Source organism: Serratia sp. CY47280, assembly GCF_052168655.1.
Classification (GTDB): Bacteria; Pseudomonadota; Gammaproteobacteria; order Enterobacterales; family Enterobacteriaceae; genus Serratia; species Serratia bockelmannii.
The window spans coordinates 145,888-164,671 of the sequence record NZ_JBJNMG010000005.1 but is presented as its reverse complement, the minus strand read 5'-3'; the positions used below and the strand labels follow the sequence as shown (position 1 = coordinate 164,671).

The 18,784-nt window shown below is 61.3% G+C and carries 17 protein-coding genes; 14 read left to right on the top strand and 3 right to left on the bottom strand.

Annotated elements, in window-relative coordinates; translation table 11 throughout:
* Nucleotides 1-15 precede the first annotated feature (15 nt).
* From patD to ACJ8J4_RS19195, 3 genes are all read left to right on the top strand, one after another.
* A complete protein-coding gene (gene patD, locus ACJ8J4_RS19205; protein WP_049200734.1) occupies nt 16-1,440 on the top strand; it encodes an aminobutyraldehyde dehydrogenase in 1,425 nt (474 codons plus the stop codon).
* Between the two features lie 85 nt (nt 1,441-1,525).
* Entirely contained in the window at nt 1,526-3,436 is a 1,911-nt protein-coding gene (locus ACJ8J4_RS19200) for an NAD(P)-binding protein (RefSeq protein ID WP_197836402.1), read from the top strand.
* On the top strand, nt 3,433-4,617 hold the full coding sequence (locus ACJ8J4_RS19195; protein WP_049209555.1) for a c-type cytochrome: 1,185 nt from the start codon (nt 3,433-3,435) through the stop codon (nt 4,615-4,617). Before ACJ8J4_RS19200 ends, ACJ8J4_RS19195 begins: the two co-directional genes overlap by 4 nt.
* A gap of 37 nt (nt 4,618-4,654) precedes the next feature.
* Here the strand turns inward: ACJ8J4_RS19195 and hmpA are convergent, their stop codons facing one another.
* A complete protein-coding gene (gene hmpA, locus ACJ8J4_RS19190) occupies nt 4,655-5,845 on the bottom strand; it encodes an NO-inducible flavohemoprotein (RefSeq protein WP_197836404.1) in 1,191 nt (396 codons plus the stop codon).
* A gap of 357 nt (nt 5,846-6,202) precedes the next feature.
* On the opposite strand from hmpA, the gene glyA reads away from it, so the two are divergent.
* Nucleotides 6,203-7,456, top strand: coding sequence for a serine hydroxymethyltransferase (glyA, locus tag ACJ8J4_RS19185; protein ID WP_025303922.1), 1,254 nt, complete (start codon nt 6,203-6,205; stop codon nt 7,454-7,456).
* Nucleotides 7,457-7,612: 156 nt separating this feature from the next.
* A complete protein-coding gene (locus tag ACJ8J4_RS19180; protein WP_025303921.1) occupies nt 7,613-8,758 on the top strand; it encodes a 3-phenylpropionate MFS transporter in 1,146 nt (381 codons plus the stop codon).
* On the opposite strand, the gene csiE is transcribed toward ACJ8J4_RS19180, so the two are convergent.
* Nucleotides 8,759-10,024: a stationary phase inducible protein CsiE gene (csiE, locus tag ACJ8J4_RS19175; RefSeq protein ID WP_043138108.1), complete on the bottom strand. Its 1,266-nt coding sequence runs from the start codon at nt 10,022-10,024 to the stop codon at nt 8,759-8,761.
* 182 nt (nt 10,025-10,206) lie between these two features.
* Here csiE and ACJ8J4_RS19170 point away from each other — a divergent pair, with 182 nt between their 5' ends.
* Nucleotides 10,207-10,842: a DUF1007 family protein gene (locus ACJ8J4_RS19170; RefSeq protein WP_028127507.1), complete on the top strand. Its 636-nt coding sequence runs from the start codon at nt 10,207-10,209 to the stop codon at nt 10,840-10,842.
* Complete coding sequence (locus ACJ8J4_RS19165; RefSeq protein WP_043138105.1) at nt 10,833-11,855, top strand: nickel/cobalt transporter; 1,023 nt, start codon at nt 10,833-10,835, stop codon at nt 11,853-11,855. The genes ACJ8J4_RS19170 and ACJ8J4_RS19165 overlap by 10 nt, the downstream gene beginning before the upstream one ends.
* Before the next feature lie 56 nt (nt 11,856-11,911).
* Here ACJ8J4_RS19165 and suhB read toward each other — a convergent pair whose 3' ends face one another.
* Complete coding sequence (gene suhB / locus ACJ8J4_RS19160; protein ID WP_025303917.1) at nt 11,912-12,715, bottom strand: inositol-1-monophosphatase; 804 nt, start codon at nt 12,713-12,715, stop codon at nt 11,912-11,914.
* A 119-nt stretch (nt 12,716-12,834) separates the two neighbouring features.
* Here suhB and trmJ point away from each other — a divergent pair, with 119 nt between their 5' ends.
* From trmJ to hscA, 7 genes are all read left to right on the top strand, one after another.
* Nucleotides 12,835-13,569: a tRNA (cytosine(32)/uridine(32)-2'-O)-methyltransferase TrmJ gene (gene trmJ / locus ACJ8J4_RS19155; protein ID WP_025303916.1), complete on the top strand. Its 735-nt coding sequence runs from the start codon at nt 12,835-12,837 to the stop codon at nt 13,567-13,569.
* Nucleotides 13,570-13,762: 193 nt separating this feature from the next.
* Nucleotides 13,763-14,257: a Fe-S cluster assembly transcriptional regulator IscR gene (gene iscR / locus ACJ8J4_RS19150; protein ID WP_004941404.1), complete on the top strand. Its 495-nt coding sequence runs from the start codon at nt 13,763-13,765 to the stop codon at nt 14,255-14,257.
* 54 nt (nt 14,258-14,311) lie between these two features.
* Nucleotides 14,312-15,526 (top strand): cysteine desulfurase, encoded by a 1,215-nt coding sequence (gene iscS, locus ACJ8J4_RS19145; RefSeq protein ID WP_043138101.1) that lies wholly within the window; start codon nt 14,312-14,314, stop codon nt 15,524-15,526.
* A 24-nt stretch (nt 15,527-15,550) separates the two neighbouring features.
* Complete coding sequence (gene iscU / locus ACJ8J4_RS19140) at nt 15,551-15,937, top strand: Fe-S cluster assembly scaffold IscU (protein WP_004941408.1); 387 nt, start codon at nt 15,551-15,553, stop codon at nt 15,935-15,937.
* A 54-nt stretch (nt 15,938-15,991) separates the two neighbouring features.
* Nucleotides 15,992-16,315, top strand: coding sequence for an iron-sulfur cluster assembly protein IscA (gene iscA, locus ACJ8J4_RS19135; protein ID WP_004941410.1), 324 nt, complete (start codon nt 15,992-15,994; stop codon nt 16,313-16,315).
* A 62-nt stretch (nt 16,316-16,377) separates the two neighbouring features.
* The gene (gene hscB / locus ACJ8J4_RS19130) at nt 16,378-16,899 is read left to right on the top strand and encodes a co-chaperone HscB (protein WP_049209549.1); all 522 of its coding nucleotides are present in this window, start codon (nt 16,378-16,380) and stop codon (nt 16,897-16,899) included.
* A 32-nt stretch (nt 16,900-16,931) separates the two neighbouring features.
* Complete coding sequence (gene hscA, locus ACJ8J4_RS19125) at nt 16,932-18,782, top strand: Fe-S protein assembly chaperone HscA (protein WP_025303914.1); 1,851 nt, start codon at nt 16,932-16,934, stop codon at nt 18,780-18,782.
* Nucleotides 18,783-18,784: the final 2 nt, after the last annotated feature.

The window sequence follows — 18,784 nt, the reverse complement described above, 5'->3', positions numbered from 1 at the left end:
TAAAAGGATAACCCTATGCAAAGCCAACTGTTGATTGACGGCCAACTGGTGAATGGCCAGGGCGCGACCCAGCCGGTGTATAACCCGGCGACCGGCGAAGTGATCGCGCAGGTGGCGGAGGCCAGCCCGGAGCAGGTCGATCGCGCGGTGCTGGCGGCGGATGCCGCGTTCGCCGCCTGGGGGCAAACCACGCCGAAGGAGCGCGCCGAGCATCTGCTCAAGCTGGCAGATCTGATCGACGAGCATGCCGAGACCTTCGCCAGGCTGGAGTCGCTCAACTGCGGCAAGCCTTATCACTGCGTGTTGAACGACGAACTGCCGGCGGTGGCCGACGTGTTTCGCTTCTTCGCCGGGGCCAGCCGCTGCCTGACCGGCATGGCCGCCGGCGAGTATCTGGCCGGGCATACCTCGATGATCCGCCGCGATCCGCTCGGCGTGGTGGCTTCGATCGCCCCGTGGAACTACCCGCTGATGATGGCGGCCTGGAAACTGGCGCCGGCGCTGGCGGCGGGCAACTGCGTGGTGATCAAGCCGTCGGAGCAAACGCCGCTGACCACTTTCAAACTGGCCGAACTGGCCGCCGGGCTGTTCCCGCCGGGCGTGCTCAACGTGCTGTTCGGCCGCGGCGCCGGCGTCGGCGATCGACTGACCGGGCATGACAAGGTGCGCATGGTGTCGCTGACCGGCTCGATCGCCACCGGCGAGCACATCATCGCTCACACCGCCGCCGGCATTAAGCGCACCCATATGGAGCTGGGCGGCAAGGCGCCGGTGTTGGTGTTCGACGATGCCGATCTGCAGCAGGTGGTGGACGGCATTCGCGGCTTCGGTTTCTACAACGCCGGGCAGGATTGCACCGCCGCCTGCCGCATCTACGCGCAGAAAAGCATTTATCCCGAGCTGGTGAAGCGGCTGGGCGAGGCGGTGGCCAGCCTGAAGATTGGTGCGCCGGACGACGAGAGCACCGAACTGGGGCCGTTGATTACCGCCCAGCATCTGGAGCGGGTGGCCGGTTTTGTCGAGCGCGCCAAAGCGTTGCCGCACGTGCAGGTGGTGACCGGCGGCGAGAAGGTGAAAGGGCCGGGTTACTATTTCCAGCCGACGCTGTTGGCCGGCGCGCGCCAGGAAGATGAGATCGTGCAGCGCGAAGTGTTCGGCCCGGTGGTGACGGTGACGCCGTTTGACGATGAAGAGCAGGTGCTGGCCTGGGCGAATGAATCCAACTACGGGCTGGCGTCGTCCGTGTGGACCCGCGACGTGGGCCGCGCGCATCGCTTAAGCGCCCGGCTGCAATATGGCTGCACTTGGGTGAACACCCACTTCATGCTGGTGAGCGAAATGCCGCACGGCGGCCAGAAACTGTCCGGTTACGGCAAGGATATGTCGATGTACGGGCTGGAGGATTACACGGCCATTCGTCATGTAATGTTCAAACATTGATTTTACAGTAATTATCCGCACAATAGCGCGGCCTTCGAGCCGGCTCCGGCCGGCTGATGATAATAAAAATTGAAAGGAAGCCTATATGGGTATCACCAGACGCGATTTTCTCAACGGGGTGGCGATCACCATCGCCGCCGGGTTGACGCCGCTGCAAATCTTGCGCGCGTCGCCGCAAACCGCCAATCAAACCCTGTACTACCCGCCGGCGCTGACCGGGCTGCGGGGTAACCATCCGGGCTCGTTCGAGCATGCGCATCAACTGGGGCGCGACGGTAAAACCTTTGATTTCGGCAGCGTACCCGCCGTTGAAGAGTTCGATCTGGTGGTGGTCGGTGCCGGCATCAGCGGGTTGGCGGCCGCCTGTTTCTGGCAGCAGCTGAAAGGCGAGCAGCAGCGCATTCTTTTGATCGACAACCATGACGACTTCGGCGGCCACGCCAAGCGCAACGAATTCAACACCGACGACGGCATGCTGCTCGGCTACGGCGGCAGCGAATCGCTGCAGTCGCCGCGCTCCAACTTCAGCCCGGTGGCGATGGGGCTGCTGCACAAGCTCGGCGTCGATATCGACCAACTGGAGCAGGCGTTTGACACCACCTTCTACCCGGATCTTAACCTGAGCCGCGGGGTTTACTTCGATCGCAAGAACTTCGGCGTCGACAAGGTGGTGAGCGGCGATCCGGGCCGCACAGTGGCGGACGACATTCCGCGCGATCGCCTCAACGGCCGTTCGTATGAAGCGTTCATCGGCGATTTCCCGCTGCCGGAAAGCGATCGCCAGGCGCTGATCGCACTGCATACGGTGGAGAAAGATTATCTGCCGGAGATGACGCTGGAGCAGAAGGTCGAGTGGCTGGATACCCACAGCTACACCCAGTTCCTGCGCGAGAAGGTGGGCCTGAGCGAGCTGGCGATCCGGTATTTCCAGCAGACCACCAACGACTTCCAGGCGGTGGGCATCGACGGCACCTCGTGCAGCGATGCACGCATCTGCGATCTGCCGGGCCTCGGCGGCATGAATCTGCCGCCGCTGGACGAAGAGTCGCAGGCGGATCTCGACGATCCTTACGTGTTCCACTTCCCGGACGGCAACGCCACGCTGGCGCGCCTGATGGTGCGCAAGCTGATCCCGGCGGTGGCGCCGGCCGGCAAAGACATGAACGACGTGGTGCTGGCCAAATTCGACTACAGCCAGCTCGATCGGCCGGAGTCGCCGGTGAAGCTGCGTTTAAACAGCACCGGGCTGCACGCGGCCAACGTCGGCGACAAGGTGGAAGTCACCTATATGACCGGCGAGAAGATGACCAAAGTGCGCGCCGGGCAGGTAGTGATGGCCGGCTACAACATGATGATCCCATACCTGGTGCCTGAGATGTCGCACGAGCAGCAGGAGGCGCTGAAGCAGAACGTCAAGGCGCCGCTGGTGTACAGCAAGGTGGTGATCCGCAACTGGCAGCCGTTCATCAAGCTGGGCGTGCACGAAATTTATTCGCCGGCCGCGCCGTACAGCCGCGTGAAGCTGGACTATCCGGTGAGCATGGGCGGGTATCAGCACCCGCGCGATCCGGATCGGCCAATCGGCCTGCATATGGTCTATGTGCCGACGCTGCCGGGCAGCGGCCTCAGCCCGCGCGAGCAGTCGCGCAAAGGGCGTGCGCTGCTGCTGGGCACCCCGTTCGAGGTGCACGAACAGATGATCCGCGAACAATTGCAGGGCATGTTGGGCGACGCCGGTTTCGACCATCAGCGCGACATTCAGGCGATCACCGTCAACCGCTGGTCGCACGGTTACTCCTACTTCCTCAACGGGTTGTTTGACGACGAAGATGAAGCCAAGAAAATCATCGGAACGGCGCGGCAGCCGATCGGCAAGATCGTTATCGCCAACTCTGATGCCGACTGGAGCCCGTACGCCAACTCGGCGATCGATCAGGCGTGGCGTGCGGTGAATGAACTGGCCTACGGCAAGGTTGCCGCCAAGGAGGGAGCATGAGTCTGCGCTCGCTGTACCTGTTGAGCCTGCTGGCCGCCGGCGGTTCTGCCCAGGCGATGTCGGCCGGGGAATACGTCGCCAAAGCCGGTGATTGCACCGCCTGCCACACCGCGCCGGGTGGCGCTGAACTGGCGGGCGGCATGAAGTTCCCGACGCCGCTCGGGGCTATCTACGCCACCAACATCACGCCGGACAAGCTGCACGGCATCGGCGCTTACTCATTCGAAGAGTTCGATCGCGCCATGCGTCAGGGGATCGCCAAAGACGGTCACCGGCTTTATCCGGCGATGCCGTACACCTCGTACGCCAAAATGAGCGCGGAAGACATGCGCGCGCTGTATGACTATCTGATGAAAGAGGTGCCGGCGCAGAACGTCGCCAACCGCGACAGCGATATCAGCTGGCCGCTGTCGATGCGCTGGCCGCTGGCGGTGTGGAACTCGCTGTTCCACGACGACCAACCGTATCAGGCAGATCCGCAGCAAAGCGCCGAGTGGAACCGCGGCGCCTATCTGGTGCAGGGCGCGGGCCATTGCGGCAGCTGCCACACGCCGCGCGGCTGGGCGATGCAGGAGAAGGGCCTGGACGGTAAGGCGCCGGTATTCCTGAGCGGCGCCGAGCTGGACGGCTGGTACGCCTCCAATCTGCGCGGCCTGCCGCCGGAAGAGGTGACGGCGCTGCTGAAAACCGGGCGCAGCCGCCATGCGGCGGTCGCCGGGCCGATGAGCGAGGTGGTAACCCACAGTACGCAGTATCTCAGCGACGGCGATCTGAACGCCATCGCGGTGTACCTGCGCAGTCTGGCGCCGGAAACCGCCGCCAAAGCCGCTGCGCCAGCCACGCAGGCGGATAACCCGGGTGGCAAGGCGACCTATGCAATGTACTGCTCGACCTGCCACGGCAATAAGGGGGAGGGTACCGACTTCGCCATTCCGGCGCTGGCAGGCAATGCCACGGTAACGGCGGACAATCCGCTGACCGCGCTGCGGGTGGTGCTGGAGGGGGCGCATACGCCGATCACGCAGCAGGCGATGGCGTTCGACATGCCGGCTTACGGCTGGGCGTTGAACGATCGGCAGGCGGCGGATCTGATGAGCTATCTGCGGGGAAGCTGGGGCAACCAGGCGGCGCCGGTGACGGTGCAGCAGGTCCAGGACGCGCGCCAACTGCAGGCGAAATGAAGAGGGAGCGCGGTCTGACGGCCGCGCTCCGCAAGCATTACAGCACCTTATGCGGGCCGAAGCATTCGTAGTGGATGCGTTCGGCCTCTACCCCCATCTCCAGCAGCTGTTTGCCCACGAACTGCATGAAGGCCACCGGGCCGCAGAAGTAATAGTGCATCTGCGGATCGGCCAGGCTGCCTTGCAGCGCGCTCAAATCCATCAATCCGCGGCTGTGGTAGTCGCGGCCTTCCACGTCATCGGCACCCGGCTCGCGGTACCACACATGGCGGCTCAGATTTGGCATACGGCCGGCAATATCCGCTACCTCATCGGCAAAGGCGTGTACGCTGCCGTTTTCCGCCGCGTGCAGCCAGTGGACCTGCGCCTGATGTTGGCTGTCGTGCAGGGTGTTGAGCATGCCGAGCATCGGGGTTTGGCCGACGCCGGCGGAGATCAGCGCCACCGGCGTGGTCGGCGCCACGTCGAGGAAGAAGTCGCCGTGCGGCGGGGCGATGTCGATCACGTCGCCTTCCTGCGCCTGCTGGTGCAGGTAGTTGGACACTTTCCCCTGATCTTCGCGCTTCACCGCGATGCGGTAGAACTCGCCGTTTGGCGAGGTGGTCAGCGAGTACTGGCGAATTTCCTGATGCTCCAGGCTGTCGTGCTTGATGTAGACCGCCAGGTATTGCCCCGGTTTGAAGTCCGCCACCCGGCCGCCGTCCACCGGCGCCAGCACGAAGCTGCAGATCACGTCGCTCTGCGGCTGTTTCTTCAGGATGCGGAATGCGCGCAGATCGCGCCAGCCGCCGTTGTCGGTTTCGCTCTGCTGATAAATCTGCTCTTCACGCTGGATAAATACGTTGGCCAGCACACCGTAGGCCTTGCCCCAGGCGTCCAGGACTTCCTGGCCCGGGCTGAACATTTCGTCCAGCGTCGCCAGCAGGTGACCGCCGACGATTTGGTACTGCTCCGGCTGGATATTGAAGCTGGTGTGCTTCTGCGCGATGCGCTCCACCGCCGGCAGCAGCGCCGCCAGGTTCTCGATGTTGGCGGCGTAGGCGCAGATGGCGTCGAACAGCGCTTGACGCTGATCGCCGTTGCGCTGGTTGCTCATGTTGAAAATATCTTTCAATTCCGGGTTATGCGCGAACATGCGATCGTAAAAGTGGGCGGTCAGCTTCGGCCCGGTCGCAGCCAGCAGGGGAAGGGTGGATTTCACGGTGGCGATGGTTTGGCTATCCAGCATGGAAGCGCTCCTTAGGTTAGGATCTTGACGATAATTGTAATGATGTATTTTAAATGCATCTTATTGGGTTCCGCGTCGCTTGTAAATACCCTTGTTTTCGTTGCGGTGTTCTTCGGGCGTCGATCGCGCTCACAGAACATGAAAAAAGCGCATTGTTCGCATGAGGAAATGTCCGTTGATAAACGGCGGCATTTAGCGGATCAAAGCCTTGCGCCACCTCATGCCAATCGTTTGCGTAAAAACCTCTGTCAAGACCTATCTTCGGTGGGGCGAAACGGTTTACACTGTGGCCCAGAACCCAAACGGGTAGTTATTTGGTGATTTTTTAGTTAGCTGATTTAAGTCAGGAGATGCCGGATGTTAAAGCGTGAAATGAACATTGCCGATTACGATGCGGAACTGTGGCGTGCCATGGAGCAGGAAGTGGTGCGTCAGGAAGAGCACATCGAGCTGATCGCGTCTGAGAACTACACCAGCCCGCGCGTGATGCAGGCTCAGGGTTCCCAGCTGACCAACAAATACGCTGAAGGCTATCCGGGCAAGCGTTACTACGGCGGCTGCGAATACGTGGATATCGTTGAGCAGCTGGCTATCGATCGTGCCAAAGAATTGTTCGGCGCCGATTACGCCAACGTGCAGCCGCACTCCGGCTCCCAGGCTAACTTCGCCGTGTACACCGCGCTGCTGCAGCCGGGCGACACCATTCTGGGCATGAACCTGGCGCACGGCGGCCACCTGACCCACGGTTCCCCGGTTAACCTGTCCGGCAAACTGTATAACGTGGTGCCTTACGGCATCGACGACAAAGGCCAAATCGACTATGACGATCTGGCCAAACAGGCGCAAACCCACAAGCCGAAAATGATCATCGGCGGCTTCTCCGCTTACTCCGGCGTGGTTGACTGGGCCAAAATGCGCGAAATCGCCGACAGCATCGGCGCTTACCTGTTCGTCGACATGGCGCACGTGGCCGGCCTGATCGCCGCCGGCGTGTACCCGAACCCGGTACCGCACGCGCACATCGTCACTACCACCACCCACAAAACCCTGGCGGGTCCGCGCGGCGGCCTGATCCTGGCGAAGGGCGGCGACGAAGAGCTGTACAAGAAGCTGAACTCCGCCGTGTTCCCTGGTGGCCAGGGCGGCCCGCTGATGCACGTGATCGCCGGCAAGGCGGTGGCGCTGAAAGAAGCGATGGAGCCTGAGTTCAAGGTTTACCAGCAGCAAGTGGCGGTCAACGCCAAGGCGATGGTGGACGTGTTCCTGCAGCGCGGCTACAAAGTGGTCTCCGGCGGCACCCATAACCACCTGTTCCTGCTGGATCTGGTCGATAAAAACCTGACCGGTAAAGAAGCGGACGCCGCCCTGGGCCGCGCCAACATCACCGTCAACAAAAACAGCGTGCCGAACGATCCGAAGAGCCCGTTCGTCACCTCCGGCGTGCGTATCGGCACCCCGGCCGTCACCCGTCGCGGCTTCAAAGAAGCCGACGTGCGCGAACTGGCCGGTTGGATCTGTGATGTGCTGGACAACATCAACGATGAAGCCACCATCGAACGCACCAAGAAGAAAGTGCTGGATATCTGCGCCCGCCTGCCGGTTTACGCATAATCCCGCTTTTGCCTGATAAAACCCGCTGCGGCGGGTTTTTTTGTGGCCGCTCGCGGTAAACTGTGAGCTGTCTGGCACTCTAACGCATTGAAGCGGAATGAAGATTGCGGGGCGGTGTGAGCTCTGTCAAAGTATTGCCCTCACTCCGGAGGGATCATGGTTCTGCAATCCACGCGTTGGCTCGCGCTCAGCTATTTCACCTACTTCTTTTCCTATGGCATCTTCTTACCGTTCTGGGGCGTGTGGCTGAAAGGCGAAGGCATCGCGCCGGAAACCATCGGCATATTGCTCGGCGCCGGTTTGGTGGCCCGCTTCCTCGGCAGTTTACTGATTGCACCCCGCGTTAAAGATCCCTCTCATTTAGTCTCCGCCCTGCGCCTGCTGGCGCTGCTGACACTGGCTTTCGCGGTTGGCTTCTGTTTCGGCAACGGCTGGGGCTGGCTGATGCTGGTGATAGCGGGGTTCAACCTGTTCTTCTCGCCGCTGGTGCCGCTGACCGACGCGCTGGCCGCCACCTGGCAAAAGCAGATCCGTATGGACTACGGCCGGGTAAGGCTGTGGGGCTCGCTGGCGTTCGTCATCGGCTCGGCGCTGACCGGGCAGCTGGTGGCGGTGTGGGGCCATAACGCCATTCTCTACAGCCTGATCTTCAGCGTGCTGGCGATGCTGCTGGGCATGTTGCTGAAGCCGAGCGTCATGCCGCAGGGCGAAGCACGCACCCACAGCGATACCGAACGTTCGCTGTGGGCACTGCTGAAAGAAGGGCCGGTCTGGCGCTTCCTGCTGTGCGTCACGCTGCTGCAGGGGGCGCATGCCGGCTACTACAGCTTCGGCTCCATTTACTGGCAGGAGGCGGGCTATTCGGCCTCGACCATCGGCTATCTGTGGTCGCTGGGCGTGGTGGCGGAGGTGATTATTTTCGCCAGCAGCAACGTGCTGTTCCGCCGCTGGAATGCGCGCAACCTGCTGTTGCTCTCCGCCTGCTGCGGCGTGTTGCGCTGGAGCCTGATGGCCTATAGCACCGAGCTGGGCTGGCTGCTGCTGATCCAGATCCTGCACTGCGGCACTTTCACCGTCTGCCATCTGGCGGCGATGCGCTTTATCGCCGCGCGCCAGGGACAAGAGGTGATCCGGCTGCAGGCGGTGTATTCGGCGCTGGCGATGGGCGGCGGTATTGCCGTCATGACGGTCATTGCCGGGTTCCTGTTCGAACATTGGCAGGGCGGGGTTTTCTGGGTGATGGCGGCGGTCGCGGTGCCGGCCTTGTTCATCCGGCCGCCGGCGGTCAGCGTCAGCCGCTGATTAAGGCGCTTCCAGCAGCGCGCGGATGGCCTGGCGCTGCCGGGTTTCCAGCGGCAGTTCGGTATAGATCAACGGCGGGTGCGGATCGCTGTGCACCGCCGCATAAGGGGTGATCACCAGCATGACGCCCTGCGGCGCTCCGCCGCGCAGATAGTCGCTCAACGGCAGATACTTGATGTTCAGCGGCAGCAGCGTGAGCTCGCGGATCTGGTATTCCACTTCCTCTTCCAACTGCGGGTTATCCAGCGTCAGCAGCAGCACCTGTTTCTCCTGCAGCGCGTTGTCCTGCATCAGCCAGGCGCCGAAGCTGATGGCCACCAGGCCCGCCTCCTCGTTGGAAAAATGCACGCCGTATTCCTGTTCCAGCGGTATCAGCGCTTCCTGCGTGGTGCGCATCAGCCGCGGGTATTTGCGCACCACTTCTTCCAGCAGCATATTGTCGATGCCGATGGCGAAACGGCAGCGCTCCAGCGCCGGCGCCAGGTGGGCGAACAGCTGGCTGACCAGCTCCGTCTTGCTGCTGAAGGCCATGCCGGAAAGCTGCTGGAAACGCTCGACCATGCTGTCGATCGCCGCTATCAATCTCTGCTCTTGCGCCGAGTCATTGCTGTGGTAGCTGTGATTTTTCAACATGGTGAAGGTCAGCGCCAAAAAATCGCGCTCGTCTGCCTGCGGCGGCTGGTTAAACAGCCGGTTGCTGGCCTGATGCAACCAAGCGGCGGCCTGCTGCTCCGGCTTTTGCCGCAGCCAGTCGCGTTGAACGGCGTCGAAATGCGGATGGCGCTGCAGGCGATTTTGCCAGGCGCAGTAGAGCAGGTAATGCTGCAGGAATTGGCGGTCGCGCGCGTCAAAGTGGCGGCTGAGCAGTGGCTCGCAGGCGTCGATCGCTTGAGCCAGCGCAGACGCTGGGGCGGCATCTGCCGCCAGCGCGTGCCGCAGGCGCGGGGCGAAATCGTCTTCGACGAACCGCGGGCTGCAGCGCAGGGCCCGTCGCAGCCAATGGATCAGACACAGGCGTTGGTTGAGCGCGCTGCCCCGCAGGTGGTAGCCATGGTCGGGATCGACGGCGATCTCCAGGTGATGGAAACGCTGGATTTCACTGGCCACCTCGGCTATATCTTGCCGGGTTATCGGGGGGGCGACGCCGTTGATTCGGCTTAGGGTCTCCAGCTGTAACTCGGGCTCCGGCGTGTACAGCATCAGCAGCAGATGGCAGCGCCGTTGTTGTCCGGAGAGCGCGGGCACGGGAGAGGTGTCCAGGCTCATTATCACCTTCCGGCATAAAAGGTTGCGATTATGCCTAAGCATAGCAAAAGGCTTTGTGCCGGCAGGGTTAACGCGCGGCTTTTACTTCGGCTTACAACTTTCGTCACAAATATCGCCGGCGGAGGCGGGCCGTTCGGCAGTTATTTATGTTACGTTATAACAAATATGGGTAAGGCAGGATAATGATGAAGTTACGTCGACTTTTGGCTGCCTTTGGCGCCGTGTTCAGCGCCGGTGCGATCGCGCATCCGCACAGCTTTATCGACATGAATACCACCTTCGTCGCCAAAGACCAGCGGCTGGTTGGCCTGAAAATGGTGTGGGTGATGGATGAAATCACCTCGGCGGATCTGCTTTACGATGCGAAAAACGCCAAGAGCGATTCGGAAGTGTGGAAAAAGCTGGCGGCGGAAGTGATGGCCAACGTGCTGGGGCAGCACTATTTCACCGATCTTTACCGCGACGGCAAACCGGTGAAATACCTGAACTTGCCCAGCGAATATCACCTGTCGCGCCAGGGCAATCAGGCGGTGCTGGAGTTCGTGCTGCCGTTGGCCGAACCGCAGCCGCTGGCGGGCAAGCCGTTCGAACTTTCTACTTACGATCCGACTTATTTCGTGGATATGACCTATAAAGACCAAAATGCACTGCATCTGCCGCCGGAGATGGCGCAGCAGTGCAGCTACAAGCTGATGACGCCGCAGCCGAATGCGTCGCTGCAGGCCTATGCGCTGTCGCTCGACAAGAACGACTCGCCCGGCGAAGACCTGGCGCTGGGGCAACAGTTCGCCCAGCGGGTGACGCTGCAATGTCGTTAAATCTCTCGCAACCGACGACGAGCCGGCGTCACTGGGCCTTCGGCCTGTGGCCGCTGCTGCCGTTCACACTGGTGCTGGCGGCCGCCGCGCTGCTGGCGTGGCACTATTGGCCGCAGCTGCTGATGCAGAGCGTGGTGTGGCAAAAAGCGCTGCACCAGCAGATGTCGGGGCTGTTGCAGCAGGTGAAGGCCGCGCCGCAGCAGGCCGGGCTGGCGCTGATGCTGTTCAGCCTCGGCTATGGCGTCTTGCATGCGCTCGGCCCCGGCCACGGCAAAGTGGTGATCGCCACCTACCTGGCCACCCATCCGGCGCGGCTGAAAAGCAGCCTGAAGCTGACCTTCGCGGCTTCGCTGGTGCAGGGCGGGGTGGCGATCGCGCTGGTCACGCTGATGCTGGTGGTGTTACAGCTCTCTTCGCGCCAGCTGCACCAAAGCAGTTTCTGGCTGGAGAAGGGCAGCTTTATTCTGGTGATGCTGCTTGGCGTGCTGCTGAGTTGGCGCGCGCTGAAACGCCTGTTTGCGGCGATCAAGGCGATGCGCCCGGCGCCGGCGCTGCGCATCAACAGCCTGACGCCATTGGCGGCGGATCATGTGCACAGCGCCAATTGCGGCTGCGGCCACCGGCATCTGCCGAGCGACAGCGAGCTGCAGGCGGGAAGCGACTGGCGCACTCAGGCCGCCATCGTGCTGGCGATGGGCATGCGTCCCTGTTCGGGGGCGATTTTAGTGCTGCTGTTCTCCAAGGTGATCGGCGTGTTCGGTTGGGGAGTGTTCTCCGCGCTGGCGATGGCGTTCGGCACCTCGTTGACCATCTCCATGCTGGCGCTGCTGGTGCATTACAGCCGCCGGCTGGCGGTGCGCCTCAGCCGTTCGCGCGCGCCCGCCGCCTGGAGCGCGGTGGCCTGGGGCTCGCTGGCGCTGGCCGGCGGTCTGATCCTGTTGGCCGCCGGGCTGTTGCTGTACGTCAGCGCGCAGCCGGAATTCGGCGGCGGCATCCGCCCCTTCTCCCGCTAACTGGCATAAAAAAAGCGCTGCATCGGCAGCGCTTTTTTTCGATTCGCTTCTGGCGATTAACGCTTCAGCGCTTCGCTCAGTTCTTCACGCATGGTGGCCAGCATGGCTTTCACCACGCGTGGGTTACCTGCGACCAGGTTACCTGAGCTGAAGTGGTTGTGGCCGCCGACGAAGTCGGTCACCAGGCCGCCGGCTTCACGCACCAGCAGCTCGCCCGCGGCGAAGTCCCACGGCTTCAGGCCGATCTCGAAGAAACCGTCTACGCGGCCGGCGGCCACATAGGCCAGATCCAGCGCGGCGGAACCGGTGCGACGGAAGTCTGCGCACTGGGTGAACAGCTTGCCGACGATGTTGATGTAAGGCGTTGCGTGCTGTTTGACTTTGAACGGGAAGCCGGTCGCCAGGATGGTGCCATCCAGATCTTTGGCGTTGGTACCGCGCAGGCGGTAGCCGTTGAGCTGTGCGCCCTGACCGCGCGTGGCGGTGAACAGTTCGTTGCGCATCGGATCGTAAACCACGGCCACTTCAGTACGGCCTTTGATGCGTACGGCGATGGAAACGGAGAAATGAGGGAAACGTTTGATGAAGTTTGCAGTGCCATCCAGTGGATCGATCACCCATTGCACATCGCGATCTTCGCCGATCAGCTCACCGCGTTCTTCGCTCACGATACTGTGTTGCGGATAAGACTTGCGGATGACGTCGATGATCAGATGCTCTGCATCGCGATCGACGTTGGTGACGAAGTCATTGGTCCCTTTCTGGCTCGCTTCTACAGCGTCCGGGGTTTCGTAGTTTTTGGCAATCAGGTTACCGGCCTTGCGCGCAGCGCGCACGGCGATAGTCAGCATCGGATGCATGGGTATCTTCCAACTAGGATGTTAAAGAACAGGAAACGGCGCGAAGTATAGCAGCTGTTCGGCAAATTGCCTACGGCTGTGTTAAGATGCTGCGATTTTCCGCCACGCTCAGAGTTTGTATGCTGCACAATATCCGCATTGTTCTGGTAGAGACTTCACATACCGGCAACATGGGCTCGACCGCCAGAGCCATGAAAACCATGGGGTTAACCAACCTTTATCTGGTTAATCCGCTGATCAAACCCGATTCTCAGGCCATCGCCCTGGCTGCCGGCGCCAGCGACGTGATCGGCAACGCCACCATCGTCGATACCCTCGATGACGCCATCGCCGGCTGTAGCTTGGTGGTGGGCACCAGCGCACGTTCTCGCACCTTGCCGTGGCCGATGCTGGAGCCGCGTGAATGCGGCGTGCGCGCGGTGCACGAGGGCGAGCACGCGCCGGTGGCGCTGGTGTTCGGCCGCGAACGCGTCGGGCTGACCAACGATGAATTGCAGAAGTGCCACTACCACGTCGCCATTCCGGCCAACCCGGACTACAGCTCGCTGAACCTGGCGATGGCGGTGCAGATCCTGGCGTATGAAGTGCGCGTGGCTTACCTCGATCGCCAACAGGCGGGCGCGCCGCAGCTGGAAGAGACGCCGTATCCGCTGGTGGATGACCTCGAGCGTTTTTATCAGCACCTGGAGCAGACGCTGCAGCGCACCGGCTTTATTCGCCCGTCCCATCCGGGCCAGGTGATGAGCCGCCTGCGCCGGCTGTTCACCCGCGCGCGCCCGGAAGGGCAGGAGCTGAATATCCTGCGCGGCATGCTGACGTCGATCGAGAAACAGGATAAACATCAAGGTAATTAATTGATGTGGCATAACGGTGGGCGACAATAGTATTAGTTATCCAAAGGTTATAACATGTATTTTATATACCTTTGTTCTTGCTAAGTTCAAAACGTGCTAATACTTGAGTTAATTACTAGGTTAAATAGTTGACTGTTTTACTCAGGAATGTCAGACTTTCGGCCATATTTGACCAACAGGTAACCATTGAGCTATGAGACTGACATCCAAAGGCCGTTATGCCGTAACCGCTATGCTTGACGTAGCGCTGCATTCCCAGGAAGGGCCGGTGCCACTGGCGGACATTTCCGAACGCCAGGGTATTTCGCTCTCTTATCTGGAACAATTATTCTCCCGTCTGCGCAAGAATGGCCTGGTGGCCAGCGTGCGCGGTCCGGGCGGTGGTTATCTGCTGGGTAAAGACGCGGGTGAGATCGCCGTTGGCGCTGTCATCACTGCCGTCGATGAATCGGTAGATGCAACCCGTTGCCAGGGCAAAGAAGGCTGTCAGGGCGGCGATCGCTGCTTGACCCACGCCCTGTGGCGCGATCTGAGCGAGCGCATCAGCGGGTTCCTGAACAACATTACGCTGGCAGAACTGGTCAATAACCAGGAGGTGCTGGTGGTGGCGGATCGTCAAAACAACGATACGCGCCGCACGGCCAACGGTCGTCCGCAAGAAACTATCAACGTTAATCTGCGCGCATAAGCAGCTGGCGAAATTATTTTAGTTTTTGGAAGTGATGTACGGAGCACAAGAGCAATGAAATTACCGATTTATCTGGATTACTCAGCAACGACGCCGGTTGACCCGCGCGTTGCTGAGAAGATGATGCAGTTTTTGACCCTGGACGGCACTTTCGGCAACCCGGCTTCCCGTTCCCACCGTTTCGGTTGGCAGGCGGAAGAGGCGGTAGACATCGCCCGTAACCAAATCGCCGAACTGGTGGGCGCCGACCCACGCGAAATCGTCTTCACCTCCGGGGCGACCGAATCCGACAACCTGGCGATTAAAGGTGCTGCCAATTTCTACCAGAAAAAAGGCAAGCACATCATCACCAGCAAAACCGAACACAAAGCCGTGCTGGACACCTGCCGTCAGCTGGAGCGCGAAGGGTTTGAAGTCACCTACCTGGCGCCGCAGAGCAACGGCATCATCAGCCTGCAGGATCTCGAAGCGGCGCTGCGCGATGACACCATCCTGGTCTCCATCATGCACGTCAACAACGAAATCGGCGTGGTGCAGGACATCGAAGCGATCGGTGAAATGTGCCGTGCGCGCGGTATCATCTACCACGTTGACGCCACCCAGAGCGTGGGCAAACTGCCTATCGATCTGAGCAAGCTGAAAGTCGACCTGATGTCGTTCTCCGGCCACAAAATCTATGGTCCGAAAGGCATCGGCGCGCTGTACGTGCGTCGTAAGCCGCGCATCCGCATCGAAGCGCAGGTACACGGCGGCGGTCACGAGCGCGGCATGCGTTCCGGTACCCTGCCTGTCCACCAGATCGTCGGCATGGGCGAAGCTTATCGCATCGCCAAAGAAGAGATGACCGAAGAGATGTCGCGTCTGCGCACCCTGCGCGATCGTCTGTGGAACGGCGTGAAAGATATGGAAGAAGTGTATCTGAACGGCGATCTGGAGCACGGCGCACCGAACATCCTGAACGTCAGCTTCAACTACGTTGAAGGCGAGTCGCTGATCATGGCGCTGAAAGACCTGGCCGTTTCTTCCGGTTCAGCCTGTACCTCCGCCAGCCTCGAGCCGTCCTACGTGCTGCGCGCGCTGGGCATGAGTGATGAATTGGCGCACAGCTCGATCCGTTTCTCCCTGGGGCGTTTCACCACGGAAGAAGAGATCGACTACACCATTCAACTGGTGCGTAAATCCATCGGCCGTCTGCGCGATCTGTCCCCACTGTGGGAGATGTTCAAGCAGGGCGTGGACATCAACAGCATCGAATGGGCGCATCATTAATTCTCAGGTTTCAGGAGCAAGGTCATGGCTTACAGCGAAAAAGTAATCGATCATTATGAAAACCCGCGTAACGTGGGTTCTTTCGACAACGAAGATCCTACCGTCGGCAGCGGCATGGTAGGGGCACCGGCTTGCGGCGACGTGATGAAGCTGCAAATCAAGGTTAACGATGAAGGCATCATCGAAGACGCGCGCTTTAAAACTTACGGCTGCGGTTCCGCCATCGCCTCCAGCTCGCTGGTGACCGAATGGATGAAAGGCAAGTCGCTCGATCAGGCTGAAGCGATCAAAAACACCCAGATCGCCGAAGAGCTGGAATTGCCGCCGGTCAAAATTCACTGCTCGATCCTGGCTGAAGACGCCATCAAAGCAGCGATTGCCGACTATAAGAGCAAGCATAGCGCCAAGTAATTTGTCTGAATCGGCCCGGCCGCGCCGGGCTTTGATGTGAAGTGTGAGGTTGTGATGTCTATTACCATGAGCGACAGCGCTGCGCAGCGTGTTCAGGCGTTTTTGACGAACCGCGGCAAGGGTCTCGGCCTGCGTCTGGGAGTGCGAACTTCCGGCTGCTCCGGGATGGCCTATGTGCTGGAATTTGTTGACGAAGCCAACGATGACGACATCGTGTTTGAAGACAAAGGCATCAAGGTGATCATCGACGGCAAGAGCCTGGTCTACCTTGACGGCACCGAGCTTGATTTCGTTAAGGAAGGCCTGAACGAAGGCTTCAAGTTCAACAACCCGAACGTCTCAAGCGAGTGCGGCTGCGGCGAGAGTTTCAACGTCTGACAGTCCATCGTGCTCCCCCGTTTCGGCGGGGGAACTTCATCCGCTAACGCCCAGAGCACGCTATGGATTACTTTACTTTATTCGGGCTGCCCGTTCGCTACACCGTGGACGGCAGCCTGCTTGCGTCCCGCTTCCAGGATCTGCAGCGCCAATTCCACCCCGATCGTTTCGCCAACCAGCCGGAGCGCGAACGCCTGATGGCGTTGCAGCAGGCGGCGACCATCAACGAAGCCTACCAGGCGCTGAAGCACCCGTTAAAACGCGCGGAGTATATGCTATCTTTGCACGGCTTCGATCTGGGCAACGAACAGCATACGATGCGCGACACCGCCTTTCTGATGGAACAGCTGGAGCTGCGCGAAGAGCTCGACGCCATTGAGCGCAAGCCGGAGGCGGAAAGCCTGCTGGCCGATTTCGGCGCGCGGCTGGCCACCTCCATCAAGCAGCGCAGCGCGCTGATGCTGCAGCAGTTGGACAGTGAACAGTGGGCGGAGGCCGCCGACACCGTGCGCAAGCTGCGCTTTTTGGACAAACTCCAGCAACAGGTTGAACAACTCGAAGAAAAACTGCTGGGTTTTGAGTAACACCTTCTGATTCTGATTGTGGAAGCTTCAACATGGCCTTATTACAAATTAGTGAGCCTGGCCTCAGCGCCGCGCCGCACCAGCGACGCCTGGCCGCCGGCATCGACTTAGGCACCACCAACTCGCTGGTCGCCACGGTGCGCAGCGGGCAAGCGGAAACGCTGGCCGACGATCAGGGACGCCATTTGCTGCCTTCGGTGGTGCATTATCAGGCGGACGCGCAGCGCGTCGGCTGGGATGCGCGCCAACAGGCGGCGCAGGATCCGGCCAATACCGTCAGCTCCATCAAACGCATGATGGGTCGTTCGTTGGCGGACGTGCAGCAACGTTACCCGAACCTGCCGTATCAATTTCAGGCCAGCGACAACGGCCTGCCGCTGATCGTCACCGCCGCCGGCCCGGTTAACCCGGTTGGCGTCTCCGCCGATATCCTGCGGGCTCTGTCCGCGCGCGCGCAAGCGGCGCTGGAAGGCGAGCTGGATGGCGTGGTGATTACCGTTCCCGCTTACTTCGACGACGCGCAGCGCCAGGGCACCAAAGACGCGGCGCGTCTGGCCGGCCTGCACGTCCTGCGCCTGCTGAATGAACCGACCGCGGCGGCGATCGCCTACGGGCTGGATTCCGGCCAGGAAGGGGTGATCGCGGTTTACGATCTGGGCGGTGGCACCTTTGATATCTCCATTCTGCGCCTCAGCCGCGGCGTGTTCGAAGTGCTGGCCACCGGCGGCGATTCCGCGCTGGGCGGCGACGATTTCGATCACCTGCTGGCCGACTGGCTGCGCGAGCAGGCCGGCGTGGCCGATCGCAGCGATCATGGTGTGCAGCGCCAACTGCTGGACGCCGCCATCGCCGCCAAAATCGCGTTGAGCGATGCCGACAGCGTGTGCGTTGAGGTAGCCGGCTGGCAGGGCGAGGTGACCCGCGCCCAGTTCGAAGCGCTGATCGCTCCGCTGGTGAAACGTACGTTGATGGCCTGCCGCCGCGCGCTGAAAGATGCCGGCGTCGCCGCCGACGAGGTGCTGGAAGCGGTGATGGTCGGCGGTTCCACCCGCGTGCCGCTGGTGCGTGAGCAGGTGGGGGCCTTCTTCGGCCGCACGCCGCTGACGTCGATCGATCCGGATAAAGTGGTCGCCATCGGCGCCGCGATCCAGGCCGACATCCTGGTGGGCAACAAGCCGGACAGCGACATGCTGCTGCTGGACGTGATCCCGCTGTCGCTGGGCCTGGAAACCATGGGCGGTCTGGTGGAGAAAGTGATCCCGCGCAACACCACCATTCCGGTGGCGCGCGCGCAGGAGTTCACCACCTTTAAAGATGGCCAGAGCGCGATGATGATCCACGTGCTGCAGGGCGAGCGCGAGCTGGTGCAGGATTGCCGTTCGCTGGCGCGCTTCACGCTGCGCGGCCTGCCGCCATTGCCTGCCGGGGGCGCGCACATTCGCGTCACCTTCCAGGTGGATGCCGATGGTCTGCTGAGCGTCACCGCGATGGAGAAATCCACCGGCGTTGAAGCCTCGATCCAGGTCAAGCCGTCATACGGTCTGTCGGACAGCGAAATCGCCGGCATGATCAAGGATTCGATGGCCAACGCGCAAAGCGACGTGGGCGCGCGCAAGCTGGCGGAGCAACGCGTGGAAGCCGCGCGGGTGCTGGAAAGCCTGCAGGGTGCGCTGGCCACCGACGCCGCGCTGCTGAGCGAGGCGGAAAGCCAGGCGATCGCCGCCGCGACCCAGGCGTTGCAGCAGGCGGCGCAGGGTGAAGATCCCGCCGCTATCGAAGACGCCATCAAAACATTAGATGCACAAACGCAAGATTTTGCCGCGCGCCGCATGGACGCTTCCATTCGCCGCGCGCTGGCTGGCCATTCTGTGGATGAGGTTTAACC